The 18,323-nt window shown below is 65.9% G+C and carries 22 protein-coding genes; 14 read left to right on the forward strand and 8 right to left on the reverse strand.

The features are described 5' to 3' along the window. Positions 1–51: 51 nt before the first annotated feature. From N177_RS21065 to N177_RS11125, 5 genes are all read right to left on the reverse strand, one after another. Positions 52–1,059, reverse strand: a complete 1,008-nt coding sequence (locus N177_RS21065) for a DUF169 domain-containing protein (protein ID WP_081718494.1) — start codon at positions 1,057–1,059, stop codon at positions 52–54. A 41-nt stretch (positions 1,060–1,100) separates the two neighbouring features. Continuing rightward, complete coding sequence (locus tag N177_RS11110; RefSeq protein ID WP_023432421.1) at positions 1,101–1,862, reverse strand: ABC transporter permease; 762 nt, start codon at positions 1,860–1,862, stop codon at positions 1,101–1,103. Continuing rightward, entirely contained in the window at positions 1,859–2,605 is a 747-nt protein-coding gene (locus N177_RS11115; RefSeq protein ID WP_023432422.1) for an ABC transporter ATP-binding protein, read from the reverse strand. Before N177_RS11115 ends, N177_RS11110 begins: the two co-directional genes overlap by 4 nt. A gap of 107 nt (positions 2,606–2,712) precedes the next feature. Then, a complete protein-coding gene (locus tag N177_RS11120; protein ID WP_023432423.1) occupies positions 2,713–3,762 on the reverse strand; it encodes an ABC transporter substrate-binding protein in 1,050 nt (349 codons plus the stop codon). A gap of 236 nt (positions 3,763–3,998) precedes the next feature. Continuing rightward, complete coding sequence (locus N177_RS11125; protein ID WP_023432424.1) at positions 3,999–4,415, reverse strand: MerR family transcriptional regulator; 417 nt, start codon at positions 4,413–4,415, stop codon at positions 3,999–4,001. Between the two features lie 73 nt (positions 4,416–4,488). Here N177_RS11125 and N177_RS11130 point away from each other — a divergent pair, with 73 nt between their 5' ends. The 5 genes from N177_RS11130 to N177_RS11150 all read left to right on the forward strand — a co-directional run bounded on the left by N177_RS11130 (position 4,489) and on the right by N177_RS11150 (position 7,404). Then, complete coding sequence (locus tag N177_RS11130; RefSeq protein WP_023432425.1) at positions 4,489–4,884, forward strand: mercuric transporter MerT family protein; 396 nt, start codon at positions 4,489–4,491, stop codon at positions 4,882–4,884. 11 nt (positions 4,885–4,895) lie between these two features. Beyond that, positions 4,896–5,192 (forward strand): mercury resistance system periplasmic binding protein MerP, encoded by a 297-nt coding sequence (gene merP / locus N177_RS11135; protein WP_023432426.1) that lies wholly within the window; start codon positions 4,896–4,898, stop codon positions 5,190–5,192. Between the two features lie 40 nt (positions 5,193–5,232). Further along, complete coding sequence (locus N177_RS11140) at positions 5,233–5,475, forward strand: GDCCVxC domain-containing (seleno)protein (RefSeq protein WP_023432427.1); 243 nt, start codon at positions 5,233–5,235, stop codon at positions 5,473–5,475. After that, on the forward strand, positions 5,475–6,824 hold the full coding sequence (locus N177_RS11145; RefSeq protein ID WP_023432428.1) for a dihydrolipoyl dehydrogenase family protein: 1,350 nt from the start codon (positions 5,475–5,477) through the stop codon (positions 6,822–6,824). Before N177_RS11140 ends, N177_RS11145 begins: the two co-directional genes overlap by 1 nt. Before the next feature lie 265 nt (positions 6,825–7,089). After that, entirely contained in the window at positions 7,090–7,404 is a 315-nt protein-coding gene (locus N177_RS11150) for a carboxymuconolactone decarboxylase family protein (protein WP_023432429.1), read from the forward strand. A gap of 84 nt (positions 7,405–7,488) precedes the next feature. Here the strand turns inward: N177_RS11150 and N177_RS11155 are convergent, their stop codons facing one another. Next, the gene (locus N177_RS11155) at positions 7,489–9,330 is read right to left on the reverse strand and encodes a glycoside hydrolase family 15 protein (RefSeq protein WP_051402346.1); all 1,842 of its coding nucleotides are present in this window, start codon (positions 9,328–9,330) and stop codon (positions 7,489–7,491) included. A 103-nt stretch (positions 9,331–9,433) separates the two neighbouring features. Then, positions 9,434–10,246, reverse strand: a complete 813-nt coding sequence (locus N177_RS11160) for a glucose 1-dehydrogenase (RefSeq protein WP_023432431.1) — start codon at positions 10,244–10,246, stop codon at positions 9,434–9,436. Between the two features lie 127 nt (positions 10,247–10,373). On the opposite strand from N177_RS11160, the gene N177_RS11165 reads away from it, so the two are divergent. The 6 genes from N177_RS11165 (at position 10,374) to N177_RS11190 (ending at position 14,791) form a co-directional block, all read left to right on the forward strand. Beyond that, the gene (locus N177_RS11165) at positions 10,374–11,048 is read left to right on the forward strand and encodes a TVP38/TMEM64 family protein (protein ID WP_023432432.1); all 675 of its coding nucleotides are present in this window, start codon (positions 10,374–10,376) and stop codon (positions 11,046–11,048) included. Positions 11,049–11,441: 393 nt separating this feature from the next. After that, entirely contained in the window at positions 11,442–12,098 is a 657-nt protein-coding gene (locus tag N177_RS11170) for a TetR/AcrR family transcriptional regulator (RefSeq protein ID WP_023432433.1), read from the forward strand. Next, a complete protein-coding gene (locus N177_RS11175) occupies positions 12,091–12,609 on the forward strand; it encodes a redoxin domain-containing protein (protein WP_040485638.1) in 519 nt (172 codons plus the stop codon). Before N177_RS11170 ends, N177_RS11175 begins: the two co-directional genes overlap by 8 nt. Positions 12,610–12,625: 16 nt before the next feature. After that, complete coding sequence (locus N177_RS11180; protein ID WP_023432435.1) at positions 12,626–13,432, forward strand: redoxin domain-containing protein; 807 nt, start codon at positions 12,626–12,628, stop codon at positions 13,430–13,432. Positions 13,433–13,466: 34 nt separating this feature from the next. Then, on the forward strand, positions 13,467–13,886 hold the full coding sequence (locus N177_RS11185) for a DUF6789 family protein (RefSeq protein WP_023432436.1): 420 nt from the start codon (positions 13,467–13,469) through the stop codon (positions 13,884–13,886). A gap of 71 nt (positions 13,887–13,957) precedes the next feature. Next, positions 13,958–14,791 (forward strand): alpha/beta fold hydrolase, encoded by an 834-nt coding sequence (locus tag N177_RS11190; protein WP_023432437.1) that lies wholly within the window; start codon positions 13,958–13,960, stop codon positions 14,789–14,791. Positions 14,792–14,831: 40 nt separating this feature from the next. Here the strand turns inward: N177_RS11190 and N177_RS11195 are convergent, their stop codons facing one another. Beyond that, positions 14,832–15,524: a haloacid dehalogenase type II gene (locus tag N177_RS11195; RefSeq protein WP_023432438.1), complete on the reverse strand. Its 693-nt coding sequence runs from the start codon at positions 15,522–15,524 to the stop codon at positions 14,832–14,834. 399 nt (positions 15,525–15,923) lie between these two features. Here N177_RS11195 and N177_RS20620 point away from each other — a divergent pair, with 399 nt between their 5' ends. The 3 genes from N177_RS20620 to N177_RS11210 all read left to right on the forward strand — a co-directional run bounded on the left by N177_RS20620 (position 15,924) and on the right by N177_RS11210 (position 18,315). Beyond that, positions 15,924–16,283: a hypothetical protein gene (locus tag N177_RS20620; RefSeq protein WP_023432439.1), complete on the forward strand. Its 360-nt coding sequence runs from the start codon at positions 15,924–15,926 to the stop codon at positions 16,281–16,283. 76 nt (positions 16,284–16,359) lie between these two features. After that, positions 16,360–17,805 carry a DUF547 domain-containing protein gene (locus N177_RS20625; protein ID WP_023432440.1) on the forward strand — a complete coding sequence of 482 codons (1,446 nt, stop codon included), beginning with the start codon at positions 16,360–16,362 and terminating at the stop codon, positions 17,803–17,805. A 60-nt stretch (positions 17,806–17,865) separates the two neighbouring features. Continuing rightward, positions 17,866–18,315 (forward strand): DUF302 domain-containing protein, encoded by a 450-nt coding sequence (locus N177_RS11210; RefSeq protein ID WP_023432441.1) that lies wholly within the window; start codon positions 17,866–17,868, stop codon positions 18,313–18,315. The last annotated feature ends 8 nt before the right edge of the window (positions 18,316–18,323 follow it).

Below are 18,323 nucleotides of genomic sequence, written 5' to 3' on the forward strand. Positions count from 1 at the left end.
TTTCTTCCGCCGCTCGGGATGCTGACGGGCGCCCGCCGAACGCTCCGGCCCTTATTGCTCGTGCGGAGCGAAGGGGACGGTCACGGAAATGATCTCCGTGGCCGCTCCTGGCCGCGAGCGGACCGGCAGCAATGGACGACCGCCGCCACGGGAGGAGACGTTCGGTCCGGAGCGACCACAGCACGACGATGCGGGCCTTCTTCGCCTTGTGGGCCGGCTCGACGTGGATTGTGACCGAGCTACCTTCGACCTCACTCGACCGAGAGGATTCGTCGCGGGCCCGGAGGGACGAGCACCTTCAGCCGCTCGCAGGGAACGCGCTACTCGGCCCGCACCACAAAGCGCGCCGCGTCGGCTGCGGCATAGCGTGCGACCATCTGTTCCGTCTCCGCGTTCCGCTTCAGAGCTTCGACGGTGTCGGCGAGCTTCGAGAGGGGGATGGCGCAGCTCATCTCGTCGTTGCGCATCCCGGTACGCACCCGGCTCAGCATGCAGCCGACGCTGATCGCGATCTCGTGGTCGTCCTTCGCTATTCGCGAGCACGTGGCACTGCGGCTTCCCCTCGAAGCGCACGCCGCCGAGAGCGTCGTCGAGCATCATCGCCTGCTTTGCGTTGAGGCGCAGGAAGACGATGTCGGGATCGACTGGCATCCGGTCGAGCGGGCCGTAGACGATCGAGCCCGGCCTGTCCTTCACGGCGGGCACGCGTGGAAAGTCCTCCGGAGTCACCCAGCCGGACTGCACGAGCGCGCCGACGTCGTTCTTCGAGGCAACCTCCTCGAGCGTCTTGAAGCCGTGCGTATAGCTGCCGACCGAGCAGTTGGCATGGTCCTCCTTCACCGTCGAGAAAACCCTTTCGGTGCCAAGGAACCAGAACACGCACGGCGCGGAGACGGCGCCTGTGCGACCGTCCTCCGTCGGCGCCGGATGCACGCCGCCGACCTGCTCGATGCCGTCTGTGTCGCTCTCGCTCCTGAAGGCTATGCCGACCGGCGGCACCGCCAGGCGCAGCAGTTCCTTCAACTGGTCCGCCAGAGCGACGGTCGTCGCGTTCGACATTGTCGGATCTCCCCCGTTCAATAAGGTGCGAGGCGGCGACTTCACGCGTATCGCCAGTGCAGAAGCCACCGCTCAAGGCGACCGGCGAGCGAGAAGAGCAGGAGCACGAACGCCATGATGATGAAGATCAGGGCGAGCGTCTGCGCTGCATTGTAGGTCGACTGGGCGAACGACAGGAGATAGCCGAGGCCACGGCTCGAGGCGACGAACTCGCCGACGACGGCGCCGGTAAAGGCGAAGCCCACGGCGACCTTGAGGCTGCCCATCACCCAGGCGGTGACCGACGGAACGTAAACCTCGCGCAGGAGCGTTGCACGTCCGCCGCCGAGCGTCTGAACGCGCTCCACGAGGCGCGTGTCGACTTCACGGATGCCGCTGTAGACGGAAAAGAAGATGAGGACCGCGACGAGGACGAGGCTCAGGGCAACCTTCGAGCCGAGGTCGATACCGAACCAGATGATGAAGAGCGGTGCCAGGATGACGCGCGGGATCGCGTTCAAGAGGATCATCACCGGCTCGAGCACGTCTGCGAGCGGGCGCACCATGGCGGCCGCGAAGCCGAGCGCGGACCCGATCAGGAGCCCGCCGAACAGCCCGAGCAGTGCCGCCGAGAAGGTTGCGGCGATGTGCTCCCAGATCGTGCCGCCAGCGAAGAGCTCGTAGAAGGTCATCGCAATGACGGTCGGTGGCGGCGCATAGAAGGGGTCGATCAGGCCTGCCCGGCTGCACACCTCCCAGAGCAGGACGAGAGTGGTCAGCGCGATCGCCTGTCGTGCCCAGGCCCGGGCAAGAGCGTCTCTCATATCCCGCCTCCGAGTTGGTCCACCTCGCCCGACAGATCGTGCCAGATGCGCTGCAGGAGCGGTGCGAATGTCGGGTGGCCTCGAACGCCGATGAGGTCGCGCGGCCGGGGGATGTCGATGGGGTAGCTCGCACTGATGCGTGCCCGCGGCCCGCGCGACAGCAGATAGACGGCGTCGGACAGCGCCTGCGCCTCCTCGAGGTCGTGCGTCACGAGAAGCACAGCGATGCGCTCACCTTCGACCCACTGGAGCAGGTCCTGCGTGACATGGTGCCGCACGATCGCGTCGAGCGAAGCGAAGGGCTCGTCCATCAACAAGAGCTTCGGCCGCAGAGCGAGCACCTGGGCGAGCGCGACGCGTTTGCGCTGGCCGCCCGAGAGCTGCCGCGGGTAGCGCTTCTCCAGACCGGAGAGTCCAAGCCGCGCAAGCCATCGGTCGGCCTCGCGGAACGCCTCCGCCTTCGGTGTGCCCCGGAGCCGGAGCCCGAGTGCAACGTTCTGCCGCGCCGTACGCCATGGCAGGAGCGCGTCATCCTGAAAGAGGAAGCCCATCTCCCGCGGCTCTACGGAAAGCTTCACCTCGCCGCCATCCGGCTTGTGCAGACCGGAGATCGCACGCAAGACCGTGCTCTTTCCGGAGCCCGAGGGGCCGATGAGGCTCACGACCTGGCCGCTCGCGACATCGAGCGAGACCCCGTCGATCACCGGCTCCGCCTTGCCGTAGCGCATGCGGAGGTTGCGCACGGCGACGACCGGACTTCCCGGGAGGCGCTCCGGAGGATCGGCTTCGGGATCGTAGGGGACGGGACGCTCGCTCAGTGGCTTCGGCTTTCTCCGCTGCGCTGTCGAAGTCAAACCGGCACGACCCCCGTATCGAGGAGCGTCGCGAGGTCGACCTCCGGCGGAAGAACGCCTCCCGTCTGAAGAGCGTCGACGACGCGCCGGCAGGCCTCGACATCGATCGCAACGGACTCCGGATAAAGCGACTCGCGATAGCGGGAGACGATGTCGTCGAACCGTTCCGCATCGCCGCCAACCAGAAGCTCCGCCGGCAGCGCCTCACGTAGCGCCGAGATGGGTGCTGTCCGCTGCGCCCGAAGGCCCCTCTCCAGCGCCCGAGCGAGGCGCTTCATCTGGTCGAGCCGCTCCTCACGCTCCTCGGAGCGGTAGGCGACGCCCATGAACTCGTAGGCCCCGCCAAGGACGCGCTCGGCATCGGCGATGTCCATCGCGTTGAAGAGGACTTTGCCGCCTTCCTCGACAATCAACGTAAGGGCCGGCTCCTGCACCATGCCCGCAGCCACCTGGCCGCGCCGCAACGCCTCGAACAGGTTGGGACCTAGAACCGCGAAATTGACCTTGTCGGCGCCCACGCCAGCCTCTGCGAGAAGGTAGAGGAGCATCGTATGGTCGGCGTTGCCGAGGGCGGATACGCCGACGGTCTTCCCTTCGAGATCGGCTAGGCCTGTAATCTCTTCGGCCTCGTTGGGCCCGACGGCGAGCGCGAATAGCGGCAGGCGGCCGGTCGTCATGAAGCGGCGGATCGCGGCGCCGTTCACGAAGGCCTGGACGGCAACGTCGAAAGAGGTTGCGGCATAGTCGACCGCGCCGCCGACGAGGGCCTGCATCGCGGCGTTTCCACCGCGGGTATAGACGAGTTCCACCGAGAGCCCCTCTTCCTCGAAGAAGCCTTGCGCTCTCGTGAACTCGTAGGGCGTGACGCACAGGAGCTGGCTGCAGAAGGCAAGCCGGACCGTTTCCTGCGTTTTGGCACCCGTCGTCCGGGTCATGAAACCCAGGCCGGCAAGCCCCGCCGTACCTTTCAGAAGGCCGCGTCGGTTGACGCGAGAGTCGGGCTTGCGCTCCCAGATGAGCTCCGGCTTGTCGTCACAGCAACTCATGGCCGGCTCCTTCGATGAACTTCTCTGTCGGGACCGTCGGCGCGCGCCCGTCCCTCACCCGTTGAAGAAGAATCTGCTCTTGCAGCGCGTGCTGAGGAGCTATCCTAGCAGATCCCCATGGTCAGCCGAGGCATGCGATCCCAAATCCGGCCCGTGACCGCGAACCGCTGTGCCTCGTCGCTGCTCCAGCGGGCACAATTTTCGCACCAAGAGGCTCGGCTGATCGGGGGATGCGACTACAGCGGCTTGTCCTCCTCGCTCAGGATGTCGAGGATCGGGCATTCCGGCGCATCTCCACCCTCGCACCGCGCCGCGGTCTCGGCGAGCGTCCGCGCCATCCTCTCGAGGTCGGCGATCTTCCCGCGGATGTCCTCCAGGTGCCGCAGCGCAGCTTCCTGGATGTCGCCGCAGCCGTGACCGCCCTCCACGAGGTCGAGAAGGTTGCGGATCTCGTCCACCGTGAAACCGAGCTCGCGGCTGCGCCGGATGAAGACGAGCCTGCGCCGATGATCGTCGGAGTAGCTCCGGTGCCCGCCGGGCGTCCTCGGGGGCGACGGCAGGAGGCCGACCCGCTCGTAGTACCGGATCGTCTCGATGTTGACCTCCGCGAGCCGCGAGAGGCTGCCAATGCCCTGTTCACGTCGATGTGTCACCGAAGGCCCTTTTATCTGTAGCGGCTACAGATTGCATAGTTTGCGGAGTTCTCATGGTCAACGAGGTGAAGGCATGGAAGGAAGCAACCATTCTGCGGCGCCGGGCCGCTCCTTCGACGACGGCAGGACGGCATCCGGAGCGATCGCCTTCGGCGGCCTTATCGGCGCAGTGGCGTCGACCTCGTGCTGCATCGTGCCGCTCGTCCTCTTCAGCCTCGGGATCGGGGGAGCGTGGATCGGCACCTTGACGGCATTGGCGCCCTACCAGCCGATCTTTGCAGTCGTGACGCTGGGTTTCCTCGGTTCCGGCTACTACCTCACCCGCCGCACGACACAGGACTGCGAAGGTGGCGCCTGCGCCCGCCCGCTGCCAAGCCGCCTCGTGAAGGCCACCCTGTGGGTCGCCACGGTCCTCGTGACCTCCGCGATCATCTTCCCGTACCTCGCGCCGTCACTGCTAGCGGCATGAAGGAGAGTTACATGAAGCGAAGGTGCCTGATCCTGTTGCCCCTCCTCACCCTGTCGGCGAATCCCGCTCTCTCGGCGGAACGCACTGTAACGCTCGCGGTGGAGAACATGACCTGCGTATCGTGCCCGTACATCGTCCGAAAGACGCTGGCAGCGGTGCCGGGCGTCTCGGACGTTCGGGTGTCCTACGAGGACGGATCGGCCGTCGTCACGTTCGACGATGCCAACACCACTGTGGATGCGCTCACCGAAGCGACCGCCCGTCGCGGCTACCCCTCTCAAATCCGGATGGAGCAAGAGGGCGGCTAGTCCATCTCCCATAAACCCTCCCGACCTGTTGAAGGACGACATGACCACCCTCGAAAGCACGATCACGTGTCCCCGCTGCGGCCACAGCCGGACGGAGACCATGCCGACGGCCGCCTGCCAGTTCTTCTACGATTGCAGCGACTGCGGCGCGGTCCTGCGCCCGCTGGAGGGAGACTGCTGCGTCTACTGCTCGTATGGCTCGCTCCCTTGCCCACCCGTGCAGGAGGCCCAGTTGAGCGGCAAGCCCGCCGCCTGCTGCGGCGCGGACACGGGAGGAACCTGATGACCCGGGAGTTCGACCTCGTCGTGATCGGCACGGGTACCGCCGCCAGGGTCGTGGCAACCCGGATGCGGGACGCGGGATGGAGCGTCGCCGTGGCGGATGCGAAACCGTTCGGGGGAACGTGCGCGCTACGGGGGTGCGACCCGAAGAAGATGCTCGTCGGAGGGACGGACGCCGTGGACCATGCCCGTCGGATGCGGGGCCTCGGCGTGAAAGGCGAGGCGGCCGTCGATTGGTCTGAACTCGTGGCCTTCAAGCGCGGCTTCACGGAGCCGGTCCCTGGGAAGCAGGAGACCTTATATGCCGACAGGGGGATCGAGACCTTCCGCGGACACGCCAGGTTTGCGGCACCCGACGCCGTGGAGGTCGACGGGACGACGCTCGGGGCTCGCCACGTCGTGATCGCCGCCGGTGCCCGTCCTGTCCCGCTCGGCATCCCGGGCGACGAGCATCTCGTCGACAACGAAGGCTTCATGGACCTGGAACGCCTGCCGCGGCGCATCGTCTTCGTCGGCGGGGGGTACATCGCCGCGGAATTTTCGCACATAGCTGCGCGCGCCGGGGCCCAGGTCACCGTGCTGCAGCGGGGGCCCCGGATGCTCAAGGGCTTCGACGCCGACCTCGTCGGCTGGCTCATGGAGAGGTTCGGTGACATTGGCATCGACGTCCGGACGGGCGCCAGCGTGGAGGCGATCGAGAAGGCGGGCGACGCCTATCGCGTGGTTGCGTCGCAGGGAGGCGACACTCTCACCGTCGAAGCGGATCTGGTCGTGCATGCGTCAGGCCGCATCCCCAACCTCGAGGGGCTTGATCTGGAACGGGGCAACGTGGCCACGAGGGACGGCCGTCTCGAGCTCGACGAGCACCTGAGGAGCGTGTCGAACCCAAATGTCTACGCGGCCGGCGACGCCGCGCAGGCGGGGCCTCCCCTGACGCCCGTATCGAGCCACGATGCTAAGGTGGTGGTCGAGAACCTCCTCCACGGCCCCCATCTGAGGCCTGATTACCGCGGTGTCCCGAGCGTCGCCTTCACGATACCGCCGATCGCGGCTGTCGGGCTCGACGAGGAGAGGGCGCGCAAGCAGGGACTGCGGTTCCGCACGAACGCCCGGTCGGTTCCGCAATGGTTCACGGCCCGGCAGGCGGCCGAGACGGTCTACGGATACAAGGTCCTGATCGAGGAGGATACCGGACGCATACTGGGCGCTCACCTGGTCGGGCCGCATGCCGAGGAGACGATCAACCTCTTCGCGCTCGCACTTCGGCACAGCCTGACGTCGGACCACCTCGCCGACACGATGTTCGCCTACCCTACCGCCGCCTCTGACCTGTCTAGCATGCTGAGCTGAAGTGGCGTCGCCCCGCATTCGACCCCTCGACGAGGCCGGAAACCCGCCCCGGCAAGCTCAGAAGCCGATGCTGCTCATCCTGACCGCGCGTTCGCGGCCGGAACTCGTCGAGGATCTCTCGGCCGCCCACGCCCGGAACCATCGGAATCCCGACCGCGAGCTGCCCCCTATCTGCCGATGCCGAAGATCTCTTCGGCGGCCTCGACCGCTTCCGGCAGCACCAGTCCGGCCGTAGCGAAACTGGAGGGAAGCTCACCTGCCCTCCATGCAGTTGCACGGCATCGAGCAGGACGTCGTCGATGCGTTGATGGAGGGGATCGGCACTGCTCAGGTGGAAGAGCGCCTAAAGCGGCTCCTGGAATTCGCCCGGAAGCTGACGCTGGAGCCCGATCGGCTGACACAACAGGATGCCGATGCCGTGTTCGACGCGGGGTGGGACGAGGAAACGCTTCACGCCGCAATCGGCGTCGTCTGCCGATCCAGCTTCATGAGCCGCCTCGTGATGGCGCATGGCTTGACCCCGCCGGACAAGGGGTCGGCAGAGGAGAATTGCGAAGGAGCGGCTCCAACACGGGTATGAGAAAATGCACGGCAGTCTCGACGGGAATGGCTGACGCCAGCCATCCCCTTGGGTCACAGGTGCGCGACCGTGGCCGGGCGGTCCTCAGGTCAGTTTGGACTTCCCCGAGGAGAACAATCCTGGCAGTCGCCGTGTCGATCTGACGGCTGCCAGGACGCCCCGCCAGCCGAATGTGGCGCCGACCGCCAGCCGCGCACGGTCCGAATAGCTTCCGAACATGGCTCCCTCGCCGTGCTCTTCGTACAGTTCGAGATTGATCGCGCTGACGATCAGGCCGAGATGCGTGAATGCCTGCGGGTAGTTGCCGAGGAAGTCACCCGACCTCTCGTCGATTTCCTCCGCATAGAGGCCGACATCGTTCGCCCTGCCCACCAGGTTCTCGAACAGCACTCTAGCATCACTGGCACGTCCGCAGGCCAAGAGGGCATCGACCAGCCAGAAGCTGCAGATCGTGAAGCGCCCCTCATCTCCGTCGAGCCCGTCCGGCTGGCGGTAGCGAAGGAGCAGGTCGCCTTCCCGAAGCTGCCGTTCGATTTTGCGAACCGTCGGCTCCAGAATCTGCCGGGCATCCGGAAAGCCCGAAGTTGCCAGCAGGAGCAGCGCCGCATCGGCATCGTCCGTCCCGTAGGAGCGACGCAGGGCGCCGTCTTCGGCGATCCCGCTGTGCCGTATGTCTCGCTCGATCGTGTCTCTCAGCTCCACCCATCCGCGCCGCGACCCGCACAGACGTATCGCCCGGTCCACGGCAATCCAGCACATCAGCTTAGAATGGACGAAATGCTCCGGCTGGGAACGCACCTCCCATATGCCGGCATCGGGGCTCCCCCAGCGTTGGGCGACGAGATCGATGAAGCCCGCGAGCATCTCCAGCGCGTCCCGCGACATCCTGCCCCCGAGAGCGCGATAGACGAGCGAGGCGTCCTCGATGAAACCGTAGACGTCAAGCTGCAATTGAGCGGAGGCCTCGTTCCCGACACGCACAGGGCGGCTGTCGCGGTAACCTGCCAGGTGCGGCAGCTCATGCTCGGGAAGATCAGACCTCCCATCGATGCCGTACATGAGCTGAATGTCCGGGTGCGTGCCCCGGCAACTTCTCTGAAGGAACTGGAAGAACTGCTTCGCCTCGCCGGCGTATCCGAGCGAGCAAAGCGCATGGAGGGCGAGGCTCGAATCCCTGACCCAGGAGAACCTGTAGTCCCAGTTCCTCTCGCCGCCGATCGCCTCGGGGAGAGACGTGGTCGGGGCGGCGACAATGGCACCCGTCGGCGCGTATGTGAGTAGCTTGAGCGTCAGCGCGCTCCGTATCACGTGCTCCCGGAAGGCGCCGCGATAGCGACAGAAGCCCGTCCACTCCTCCCAGAACGCCCGCGTAACACTCGTCCATTCCGGCACGCGACGCCGCCAGTCCTTCACCTCGTGAAGGCTCAGCACGATCGTCCGCTCCATGCCGGCGGAAAGAGTGAATTCCGTGAGCGCGGTCTCCCCCTCCTGTTGAAGCTCCACGTCGGCGTACAGGAACGGCAGTCCCGGCCCGGCCGCCGTGCCCCCCCGCACCGCAAGAGCTGCGGGTCGCCGCGCAAAGTCCGCCGATGGCCGGTAGCGCGCACGCACCTTCGCGTTGCCGCGGGTGCACCGGATCTTCCGAACCAGGACACCGGGAGCGGTCAACGAGACGTAGTCGAAAGCTCCGGCTGAGGCCGAACGTCCCACGACCATCATGTCCGTCAGCTCGAGCTCGCCCGAGCCCCCCTCGATGGAGGTGATCAGGATGTTCGTGGCTCCGAGGTAGCGCCGGTGCGTTCTCCTCTGCCCCTCCGCCGAAAGCGAGAGTGCCCCTCCTTTCTCACTGTCCAGCAGGCGACAGAAGACGGGGTTGGTGTCGAAGCGGCCGAGAGTGCACCAGTCGATGTCGCCGGTCCGCGACACCAGCGCGAATCCATGGCAATCGCCGATCGCCGCATATTCTCCGATCGGAGGCTGGGCTTGTGGTGACTGTCGCTCGCGTCCCGAGCCGCCCGGCGCCAATGCCTCAGCCATTGTCGCGGAAGCCCGGATAGAGGGACATTCCGCCGTCCACGTAGAGTGTCGTTCCGACCACGTAGTCGGACAGATCGGAGGCGAGCCAGACGGCCGCCCGGGCGACATCCTCGACCACGCCGACCCGGCCATAGGGGATGAGCTCCAGGAGCTGGCGCTCCGCCTCTTCCGTCTGCCAGGCCTCCTCGTTGATCGGCGTCTTGATGGCACCCGGGGCAATCGAGTTGATCCGAATCCGCCGATGCGCCACCTCCTGCGCAAGGCTCCTCATCATCATGTCTATCCCGCCCTTGGATGCTGCGTAGTTCACCCGCCCGGCGCAGGGAATGTCCTGGTGGACCGAGCTCATGCAGATGATTTTGCCGACCGAAGCCGATGTGGCGGGGCCAGGCTGGGTGTCGAACTGCGCAATGGCGGCCCGGGCGCACAGGAACTGCCCCGTGAGGTTGACGTCCAGGACCGATTTCCAGTGATCGAGCGTCATCTCGTCGATCGAGGCATCCTTCTGGATTCCCGCGTTGGGCACCATCACATCCAGCCGGCCCGCACGATCGAGAAAGGTGCGCATCATCTCCTCCACACCGTCCTCCTCCGTGACGTCGGCTTCGATCTCGAAGGCCTCGCCGCCGGCCTCGGCTATTGCCGCGACCACGTCTTCGGCAGACGCGCGGTCCGACCGGTAGTTCACACCCACGACGGCTCCCTCGCCCGCGAGCGCCTTGGCGATGCCCGCGCCGATGCCCGAACTGGCACCGGTGACCAGAGCGGCCTGTCCCGCGAGCAATCCGTGACGCTTTACAGACATGACGTCCTCCTCAGATGCTTGCTTCACCTCATCGTGTAGGTCTCTTCGCAAGCGGAAACGCTACGCCTTTCAAGGGGCTTTCTTTGAAGGGAACGGCGGACGTCCCATAGAGGCAGGGTATGCGCCCATGAACAGCGCCCGGTCGAGATTGCTGGTCGTGATCGGAACGATTGTCTCCATCGCGCTGCTCTACTGGCTTGCCGGCCGGTACACCTCCCTGCCGGACATGCTCGCCGAACCCGCGGCACTTCGTGAGGCCGTCGAACAACTGGGGGCGCTCGGCCCGGTCGCCGTCGTTGCCGCGATGGCCGCGGCGATCATATTCAGTCCAATCCCGAGCGGTCCGATCGGCCTTGCATCGGGTGCTGCCTTCGGGCCGCTATGGGGAGGGGTTCTCGTCGTCGCGGGGTCGTTCGCCGGTGCGACGGTCGCGTTCCTGATCGGACGCCTGATAGGCCGGCAGGTGATCTCCGGCTGGAAAGCCGCCGAAGCTCTCCACAGAAGGTTCGAAGACCACTCCCAGCTCTGGCTCATGCTGGCGGTGTTCCTCTCACGGCTGGTACCGTTCATCTCCTTCGACGCCGTCAGCTATGTGGCGGGTGCGACGCCGCTGCGGTACTGGCGCTTTGCCCTCGCAACCTTCCTCGGCGTGACGCCGATCAGCTTCGTCATCACCTATGCCGGCGAGGCAACATTGCTTGCCGGCTCGACCGCAGTGACGGTCGCGCTGGTCATTCTGGGCCTGGTCACTCTCGTGCCGGCGATGCTGGCCGGCATGCGGGGTCGTCGCAGCCGCAGGTGAGGTTCGGCTGGCCGCCAGTACGGAACAGGACGAGTCGACGTTTGGAGCTCTGACTGCGGGAACGAGCTGCGGGTGGCCTCGTTTTGCAGCAATCGCTGCGGATTGAGGAGGTCGGAAGTCTGACAGGTGTCGGCAAAGCGACCTTCACACGCACCTGTTTGTATCACGCAGCTTCCCGCGAGCAGCCGCAGTCGTGCTCGGCCTCAGCGATCGGGGCACCATAAGACGGTGCCGACCAGATTTCAGGGAAAGACGCGATCGATGAGGGCACTCTTCGACGGCCCTCTGGGACGATGCCCGTTTCTTGCGGCTATGGCGGGAGCAGATCCTGCGCTCGGAACCTTCTCTTCTCCGAGTCCGTTTTGCAGCGACTGATGCAAAAGGGAGGACCGCGTGGCGCGTCCACGGCAATTCGACGAATCCGCCGCTCTGGAAACGATCGTCCGGCAGTTCTGGGCGCGAGGCTACGGGGCCACCTCGGTTCGCGACCTGGAAGCCGCCACGGGGATCGGAATGACGAGCCTCTACAACGCGTTCGGAGGCAAGCGCGAAGTATTCCGCTCCGCGCTGGAGCATTACTCGGAGCGGCGGACCCGCGAGTGCCTGCGGGAGATCGAGCGCCTGCCGTCGCCTGCGGAGCGGATCCGCCTCTTCGTGACGCACGTCACCGAAGCGGCGTTGGGCGATCCCGACCGCATGGGCTGCCTCGTGATCAACACGGCGATCGAATTAGGACCGCATGATCCCGAAATTGCAGCGATCGTGGCCGGCTACCTTGCCGAGGTCGAGACATTCTTCCGGCGCAATTTCGAGGCCGCGCAACGCGCTGGAGAAGCCGATCAGTCCGTCTCCGCGGCGGATGCGGCTCGAGCCTTCAGCGCGCTGATGTTCGGGCTTCGCGTGCTCGCGAGGACACGCCCCCACCGCGCGACGATGGAGGGCGCCGCTCGCCCACTCCTGGGACTGCTCCAGAGTGCCGAAGCAACGCCGTCGAGCCCGGCGGGACGAGGCGACGAGATTCGAGTTCAAAAGGAAGAACAGAATGAGTGACCGTCTGACTGCGCCAGGAAACCCGATGCCGGTGATAACCTTGCCGTCCACGGACGGGACAGATTTGCAGCTCGGTGGTGAAGGGCGGTGGCAGGTAGCCGTGGTCTATCGTGGCCGGCACTGCCCGCTCTGTCGCAAGTATCTGAAGACGCTCGACGGGCTGCTCGAAGGCTTCCGTGAGGCGGGTGCCGAGGTGATCGCCGTCTCGGGCGATCCGCAAGAGCGCGCCAAGGAAGAGGCTGCCGAGGAGGGCTGGCGATTCCCGGTCGCCACCGAGCTTTCACAAGATCAGATGAGGGAACTCGGGCTGTTTGTTTCGGAGCCACGCTCGCCGCAAGAGACGGATAGGCCCTTCGCAGAACCGGGGCTGTTCGTGACCAACCCCGGCGGGGTCCTGCAGATCGTGGACATCTCGAACGCGCCCTTCGCCCGACCAGACCTGCAGGGCGTCCTCGACGGGCTGAAGTTCATCCAGGAGAAGCACTACCCGATCCGCGGCACTGCCGCCTGAAAGTCTGGAGGCCGAGATGAGCGAAACACGCTACGCCTATGAGCATGTCTCGTCAGAGATCCTGTCCGACGACATGCAGTTCAGAAAGGGCGCGCCCAAAGCCGGCGACCGCCTGCCGGAGTTCGACCTGCCGACCGCCGAGGGCGGGTGGCTGAGGACACGCGATCTTGCAGGGCGCCCCGTGCTGCTGGTCACGGGATCGTTCACCTGCCCGATGACGGCAAGTTCCAACCCGATCCTCAAGGAGCTCCATGGGAGATTTGGCCACCGCATCGAATTCATAATGCTCTATGTCCGGGAGGCGCACCCGGGAGAGCATCACGACCAGGCCGGGGTGGCCGAGGAAAAGCGCAATGCAGCTCGCTCGCTGCAGCAGCGGGACCGCCTTCCCTGGACGATTGTCGTGGACGACCCGGACGGATCGATACACCGGCGGCTCGATGAGAAACCGAACGCCGCGTACCTGACCGACGAGACCGGGACCATCGTCTTCCGGTCACTGTGGGCCGGCGACGAGCGAGGGCTTGTCCAGGCTTTGGAAGCCGTCGCCCGGGGTGAGCAGCCATCGAGGTCGGAGAGCACACGGCGGCTCGTGCCGATGGCACGCGGGGTCGGCACCATGCGCGAGATGACGCGGCGAGCCGGCCCGCGGGCCCAGAGCGACCTGTGGCAGGCCGCTCCGCCAATGGGCCTCATGGCTTCGCTCGCCGACCTCTATCGGCCACTGCCGCCTGCCTGGCGAACGGCGGCCGCCGCCGCGACGCTCGGGGTCGGCGTTGCCGTCGTCGCGACACTGGCAGCGCGGGCCATAAGCCGAAGGTGATCCCGGTGTTCAATGCAGAGAAGGAGTGCGCGCCATGACACCATTGTGGGCCGGACTCATCGCCGGCTTCGTCGCGACCGCCATCCTTTCGATGATGCAGTTGATGAAGCAGAGCATGAACCTGATGCCGCAGCTCGACATGATCGGAATGATCTCCGGCATGATGGGCGCCTCGCGTGCGATCGGCTGGGTCGTCCACTTCATCGTCGGCACTGTGATCTACGGGCTGGCTTACGCCTGGGTTTTCGCGGGCCTGTGGCCGGGTTCTCACTGGCTGAACGGAGCGGTTCTCGGCGCAGCGGGATGGCTGATCGCGATGCTCGTCATGATGCCGATGGCAGGGAACGGCGTCTTCGGGGCCAGGCTCGGCGCGATGGCGCCTGTGATGGCGCTCATGATGCATCTCATCTTCGGCGCCATCCTCGGGTTCGTCTACGGCTGGATCATCGCTTGACGGCGAGATTCGACCGCGACCTTCCCGATACGGTCACACGACGAGGAGCAGTTCAGCGAGGGGACGAAACAATGGAGATGAACAGCCGAACCATCGACGGCATTCCCATGCGCTGGCACGAGCGCGGCGAGGGCATACCCCTTGTCTTGATACACGGCATCCCTACGGGGCCACGGCTCTGGCGGCACGTCCTGCCCAGGTTGGAGGGAGCGCGGTGCCTGGCCTGGGAAATGGTGGGGTATGCCGGCTCGATCCCTGCCGGTCGGGGGCGCGATATCTCGGTGGCGAAGCAGGCCGAATACCTCGTGGCCTGGATGAACGCACTCGGGCTGGAGCGGGCGATCCTCGCCGGGCACGACCTTGGCGGAGGCGTTGCCCAGATCGCGGCGGTCCGTCACAGAGACCGCTGCGCCGGCCTCTTCCTTACAAACGCTATCGCCTACGACTCCTGGCCCATCCCCAGCGTGAAAATCCTCCGGGCCACTCGGAGCGCGATACGCCACCTCCCCGACGCGGCGCTGAAGATGGTCATGACGACGCTGTTCCGCCGCGGCCATGATGAACCCGCCCAGGCGCGAGAAGCGCTTGAGGCGCACTTTCCGGCCTACCTCGATAGCGACGGTGCTGCGGCACTCGCCCGGCAGGTGGCGGCGCTCGACGTCCGCGATACGGAGGCGGTGGCGCCGGAGCTGTCCCGGCTAAACGTGCCGGCGAGGCTCTGCTGGGGTGCGGCGGACCAGTTCCAGAAGGTCCGTTACGGCGAGCGTCTGGCGCACGATCTCTCGGCACCATTGCGCCGAATCGATGGGGCGAAACACTTCACTCCCGAAGACCACCCGGTTGTGGTCGCCGAGGAAATCAATGCTCTCGTCGCCATGGCCGCTGGAAGCACGGCGACGGCGTGAGCGAGGCTTGGTATGCGGACCATTCCCCGCGTTACCGTGGTCATCGCCGTACGAGAGCGGAGACCGCCTCCACGAGCGATGAGGCGTCGACGTCCGGCTGCAGCATGAAATCGGGGTAGCTCGTTCCGCGTGAGACGAACGCGCCGACGAGGCCTGCTGCCTTGGCACCATGGATGTCCCAGGGATGGGCCGCCACCAGGCAAAGTCGTGACGGTTCCACCCCCGCCCGTTCCGCCGCATGGCGGTACACCTCAGCACGCGGCTTCGCCAGCCCGACCTCGTCCACGGAAATGACGAGGTCCACGAACTCGTCGAGGAGAGCCCGTTCGAGCAGGGCCCCGGTGACGTCGGCACTGCCGTTCGAGAGTGCAACCACCCGCATGTCGGCTTCACGCGCCATCCGGAACGCCTCCGGGGCGTCCGGATGAGGATCGAGCACCGAAAAGCCACCGAGGACATTGGCCACCGACTCGGGGTCGAATCGGTGCCCCTTCTCCGCGAGAGCTTCCCGGAGAGCTGCTTCCAGAACATCGCGGAACGGGGCGAACGATCCGGTCGCCGCCAGTGCAAACGCGTCTCGCAAGCTCCTGGCGAACCAGAGATCCACAAGCTCGCGCGAGACCTCGAGTGCCTCCACGCGGTCGCGCAGCACATCGAGGGAGAAGACGGTTTCGATTATGTCAAAGGCGACGGCACGAGGGGCGTCTCCCGTAGGTGTTGCAGCTTCCGGCATCGGTTGCTCCTCATTTTGCTGGCACCCGTTGGCGGCGCATCTTTTGTCAGGCAGCGCGACAGGTGACCGCCGCTCCAGACGAAAGAACCGTTCACGAACGGTCAACCCTGGGTGAACAGGCCAAAATCGAGGCCAGAGGGGGTAACGTTCCGCAGCTCCAGCCCGACCACTCTAGGTCGCGGATATATGGCCGCGCCTTTTGGCAACCCGACCCAAGGGAGAAACGCAATGGTACACCTTTATTCGGACTGTTTGCCGTGGAGGGCTGTCGCGCTCGGAGCTTTCCTCGCCCTCGCTGCAGGTGTCACCGGCGGAACGGCCCACGCAGAGGATTTCGAGACGACGTTGAGTGCCGCCGACCGCAGCGGCGTACCCGAGGGGCAGGAGTCGGGGACTTGGATGGAGGCCACCGGCACCGCCTCCGCCGCGGCGTCGAGCGATCAGCATGAGGTCACGCTCGAGGCGACCGGGCTCGTGCCAGGGGGGCTCTATACGATCTGGTGGGTCAATTCGGGCACGTTCGGCATGGACATGGGGCCGGCGGGCGGAACTCCGGCAAACGAGTTCCGGGCGGGCGACGACGGTGGCGCCGAGACGACGATCACGGTTCCGGCCGACAACGATTACCAGATGTTCGTCGTCGCCTACCATGCAGACGATCGAACCCACGGCGACATGCCAGGCGAGATGGGCGAAGTGACGTTCGAGCAACTGATGGGCCCTTGGCCTGGGCCGGCGGGCCAGATGGCGGACATGTAGGCCGCCAACAAGATCTGCCCGGGCTCTTCCTTTCGAGCCCGGGCTCCATCATGTCGACTCCGCAGGAGTGTCCCGAATGCCGCGCATCCGCCCCGTCTATCTCGTGCTCCTCGTCTTCCTCTCAGCCGCCGTCGCGGCACATCTCCTGGGGCTCGGCGAAGTGCTGAGTTTCCAGACGGTGAGGGATCACCGCGATGCGTTGCTCGCTCATGTCGATGCGCGGCCGATCGTGGCCGCCGCGATCTTCTTCACCGTTTACGCTTCGATCGTGGCGCTTTCGCTGCCGGCGGCGACGGTCCTCTCGCTGCTGGGCGGTTTCCTGTTCGGCCGGTGGGCGGGTACCGCCCTGATCGTCGGCGCCGCGACCTGCGGGGCGGTCGCGATCTTCTGGATCGCCTCGACTTCGCTCGGAGAGAGCTTGCGCCGGAAGGCCGGGCCGCTCTATCACAGGGTTGCGCGAAACCTGCAGGAGAATGCGTTCGGTTATCTCCTGTTTCTGCGTCTCGTACCGCTTTTTCCGTTCTTTCTCGTGAACATCGTCCCCGCGATGTTCGGTGTGCGCACCCGAACCTTCGCGATCACCACCCTCCTCGGCATCATGCCGGGCTCGTTCGTCTACGCCAATCTCGGCGGCGAACTCGCCTCGATCAGCGATCCCGCCGACCTGATCTCGGCCCAGACGCTCCTCGCCTTCAGCCTTCTCGGACTGATGGCGCTGCTGCCCACGATCTATACCCAGTTGAAAAGGCCCGGTCGCCAGGCTTCCGCGATGATCGTCCTGCTCGCGGCTGCGATCGGTGGAGCCGGCGCTGTCGTGCCGACCTTCGCCGTCGCGGGTCCTTACGACAAGTTCGTCGAGACGTACGACAGCCTGCTCGGGGCCCACGTCGCGACTGCAAGGCGGAACGGCATCATCTATCATGGCGTGGACTATCGGGCGTGGGCGAGCGATCCGCGGCACGTCGAGGCTCGGCAGATCCTGCTGTCGAGCGATCCTGCCACGGGCCCAGCCGGAAACGACCGCCTCGCGTACTGGATCAACGCCTACAATTTCCTGACGATCGACCTCATCGTCGGGAGCGGTGAGCAGCGCTCGATCAAGAACCTCGGCAATCTCATCCAGACGGCCTGGCAGCGCCACAAATGGGCCATCGCCGGCCGTGAGTATTCGCTGGACGATATCGAGCACGGGATCATCAGGCCCATGGGCGACGCGCGGATCCACTTCGCCATCAACTGCGCTGCCATATCGTGCCCCGACCTGCGGACTGAAGCTTACCGAGGCGACCGACTGGACGAGCAACTCGACGACCAGGTCGCCGCGACGCTGGCGAATCCTTCAAAAGGCCTGCGCCGGGAGACGGCAGGCGTGGTCGAGGTGAGCAAGGTGATGGACTGGTTTTCCGAGGACTTCTCGCAAGGCGACCTGCGGGTCTGGCTGACGCGAGAGGCCGGGGTGAGACTGCCTCCGGACGTCGAGATCCGGTTTCTCGGGTACGACTGGACCCTGAACAGCCGCTAGACGACGCGGAGCCGGAACGGCTCGTCATCAAAGTTCGACAATCCAGGGAGTGGACCAACCATGCTGAAGCATCTGGTGATGGCGGCGGGGCTCGTGACGATCGGCTTCGTCGACGCTCGCGCGGCGGAACTGGTGGAAACCGAAAGCCCCCTCTCCGTCGCGGAAACGGTTGCCAACTTCGTCGAGGCTGCCGAGAACGCCGGCGCGACCGTGTTCGCCACCGTGGATCATGCGGAAGGTGCCAGGTCCGTCTCCACGGAGCTCCCGGAGACGACCGTGATCATATTCGGCAATCCGAAGATCGGCACGCCGGTCATCGCGGCCGAGCGGCGCGCGGGGCTGGACCTCCCGCTCCGGGTCCTCGTGTGGGAGGAGGGCGGCCAGACCCGGATCGCCTACGAAGACCCGGAGGCCGTGCGCGAGCGGCACGACGTCGAAGGTGCCGACGAAGCCTTCCGGACGATGAAGGGCGCACTCGACAAGCTCGTTTCGGCGGCGACCGGCGGCTGAACCGGCAG

This window comes from Lutibaculum baratangense AMV1 (assembly GCF_000496075.1).
In the GTDB taxonomy this organism is placed as follows: Bacteria; Pseudomonadota; Alphaproteobacteria; order Rhizobiales; family Tepidamorphaceae; genus Lutibaculum; species Lutibaculum baratangense.

Coding starts and splice junctions, on each gene's coding strand:
- N177_RS20625 (WP_023432440.1), top strand. CDS start 16,360: ATGCCGCGCATCCGCCCCGTCTATCTCGTGCTCCTCGTCTTCCTCTCA.
- N177_RS11150 (WP_023432429.1), top strand. CDS start 7,090: ATGCAGTTGCACGGCATCGAGCAGGACGTCGTCGATGCGTTGATGGAG.
- N177_RS20620 (WP_023432439.1), top strand. CDS start 15,924: ATGGAGGCCACCGGCACCGCCTCCGCCGCGGCGTCGAGCGATCAGCAT.
- N177_RS11175 (WP_040485638.1), top strand. CDS start 12,091: ATGAGTGACCGTCTGACTGCGCCAGGAAACCCGATGCCGGTGATAACC.
- N177_RS11210 (WP_023432441.1), top strand. CDS start 17,866: ATGCTGAAGCATCTGGTGATGGCGGCGGGGCTCGTGACGATCGGCTTC.
- N177_RS11180 (WP_023432435.1), top strand. CDS start 12,626: ATGAGCGAAACACGCTACGCCTATGAGCATGTCTCGTCAGAGATCCTG.
- N177_RS11190 (WP_023432437.1), top strand. CDS start 13,958: ATGGAGATGAACAGCCGAACCATCGACGGCATTCCCATGCGCTGGCAC.
- N177_RS21065 (WP_081718494.1), bottom strand. CDS start 1,059: ATGTCGAACGCGACGACCGTCGCTCTGGCGGACCAGTTGAAGGAACTG.
- N177_RS11140 (WP_023432427.1), top strand. CDS start 5,233: ATGACCACCCTCGAAAGCACGATCACGTGTCCCCGCTGCGGCCACAGC.
- N177_RS11120 (WP_023432423.1), bottom strand. CDS start 3,762: ATGAGTTGCTGTGACGACAAGCCGGAGCTCATCTGGGAGCGCAAGCCC.
- N177_RS11195 (WP_023432438.1), bottom strand. CDS start 15,524: ATGCCGGAAGCTGCAACACCTACGGGAGACGCCCCTCGTGCCGTCGCC.
- merP (WP_023432426.1), top strand. CDS start 4,896: ATGAAGCGAAGGTGCCTGATCCTGTTGCCCCTCCTCACCCTGTCGGCG.
- N177_RS11160 (WP_023432431.1), bottom strand. CDS start 10,246: ATGTCTGTAAAGCGTCACGGATTGCTCGCGGGACAGGCCGCTCTGGTC.
- N177_RS11165 (WP_023432432.1), top strand. CDS start 10,374: ATGAACAGCGCCCGGTCGAGATTGCTGGTCGTGATCGGAACGATTGTC.
- N177_RS11110 (WP_023432421.1), bottom strand. CDS start 1,862: ATGAGAGACGCTCTTGCCCGGGCCTGGGCACGACAGGCGATCGCGCTG.
- N177_RS11185 (WP_023432436.1), top strand. CDS start 13,467: ATGACACCATTGTGGGCCGGACTCATCGCCGGCTTCGTCGCGACCGCC.
- N177_RS11130 (WP_023432425.1), top strand. CDS start 4,489: ATGGAAGGAAGCAACCATTCTGCGGCGCCGGGCCGCTCCTTCGACGAC.
- N177_RS11145 (WP_023432428.1), top strand. CDS start 5,475: ATGACCCGGGAGTTCGACCTCGTCGTGATCGGCACGGGTACCGCCGCC.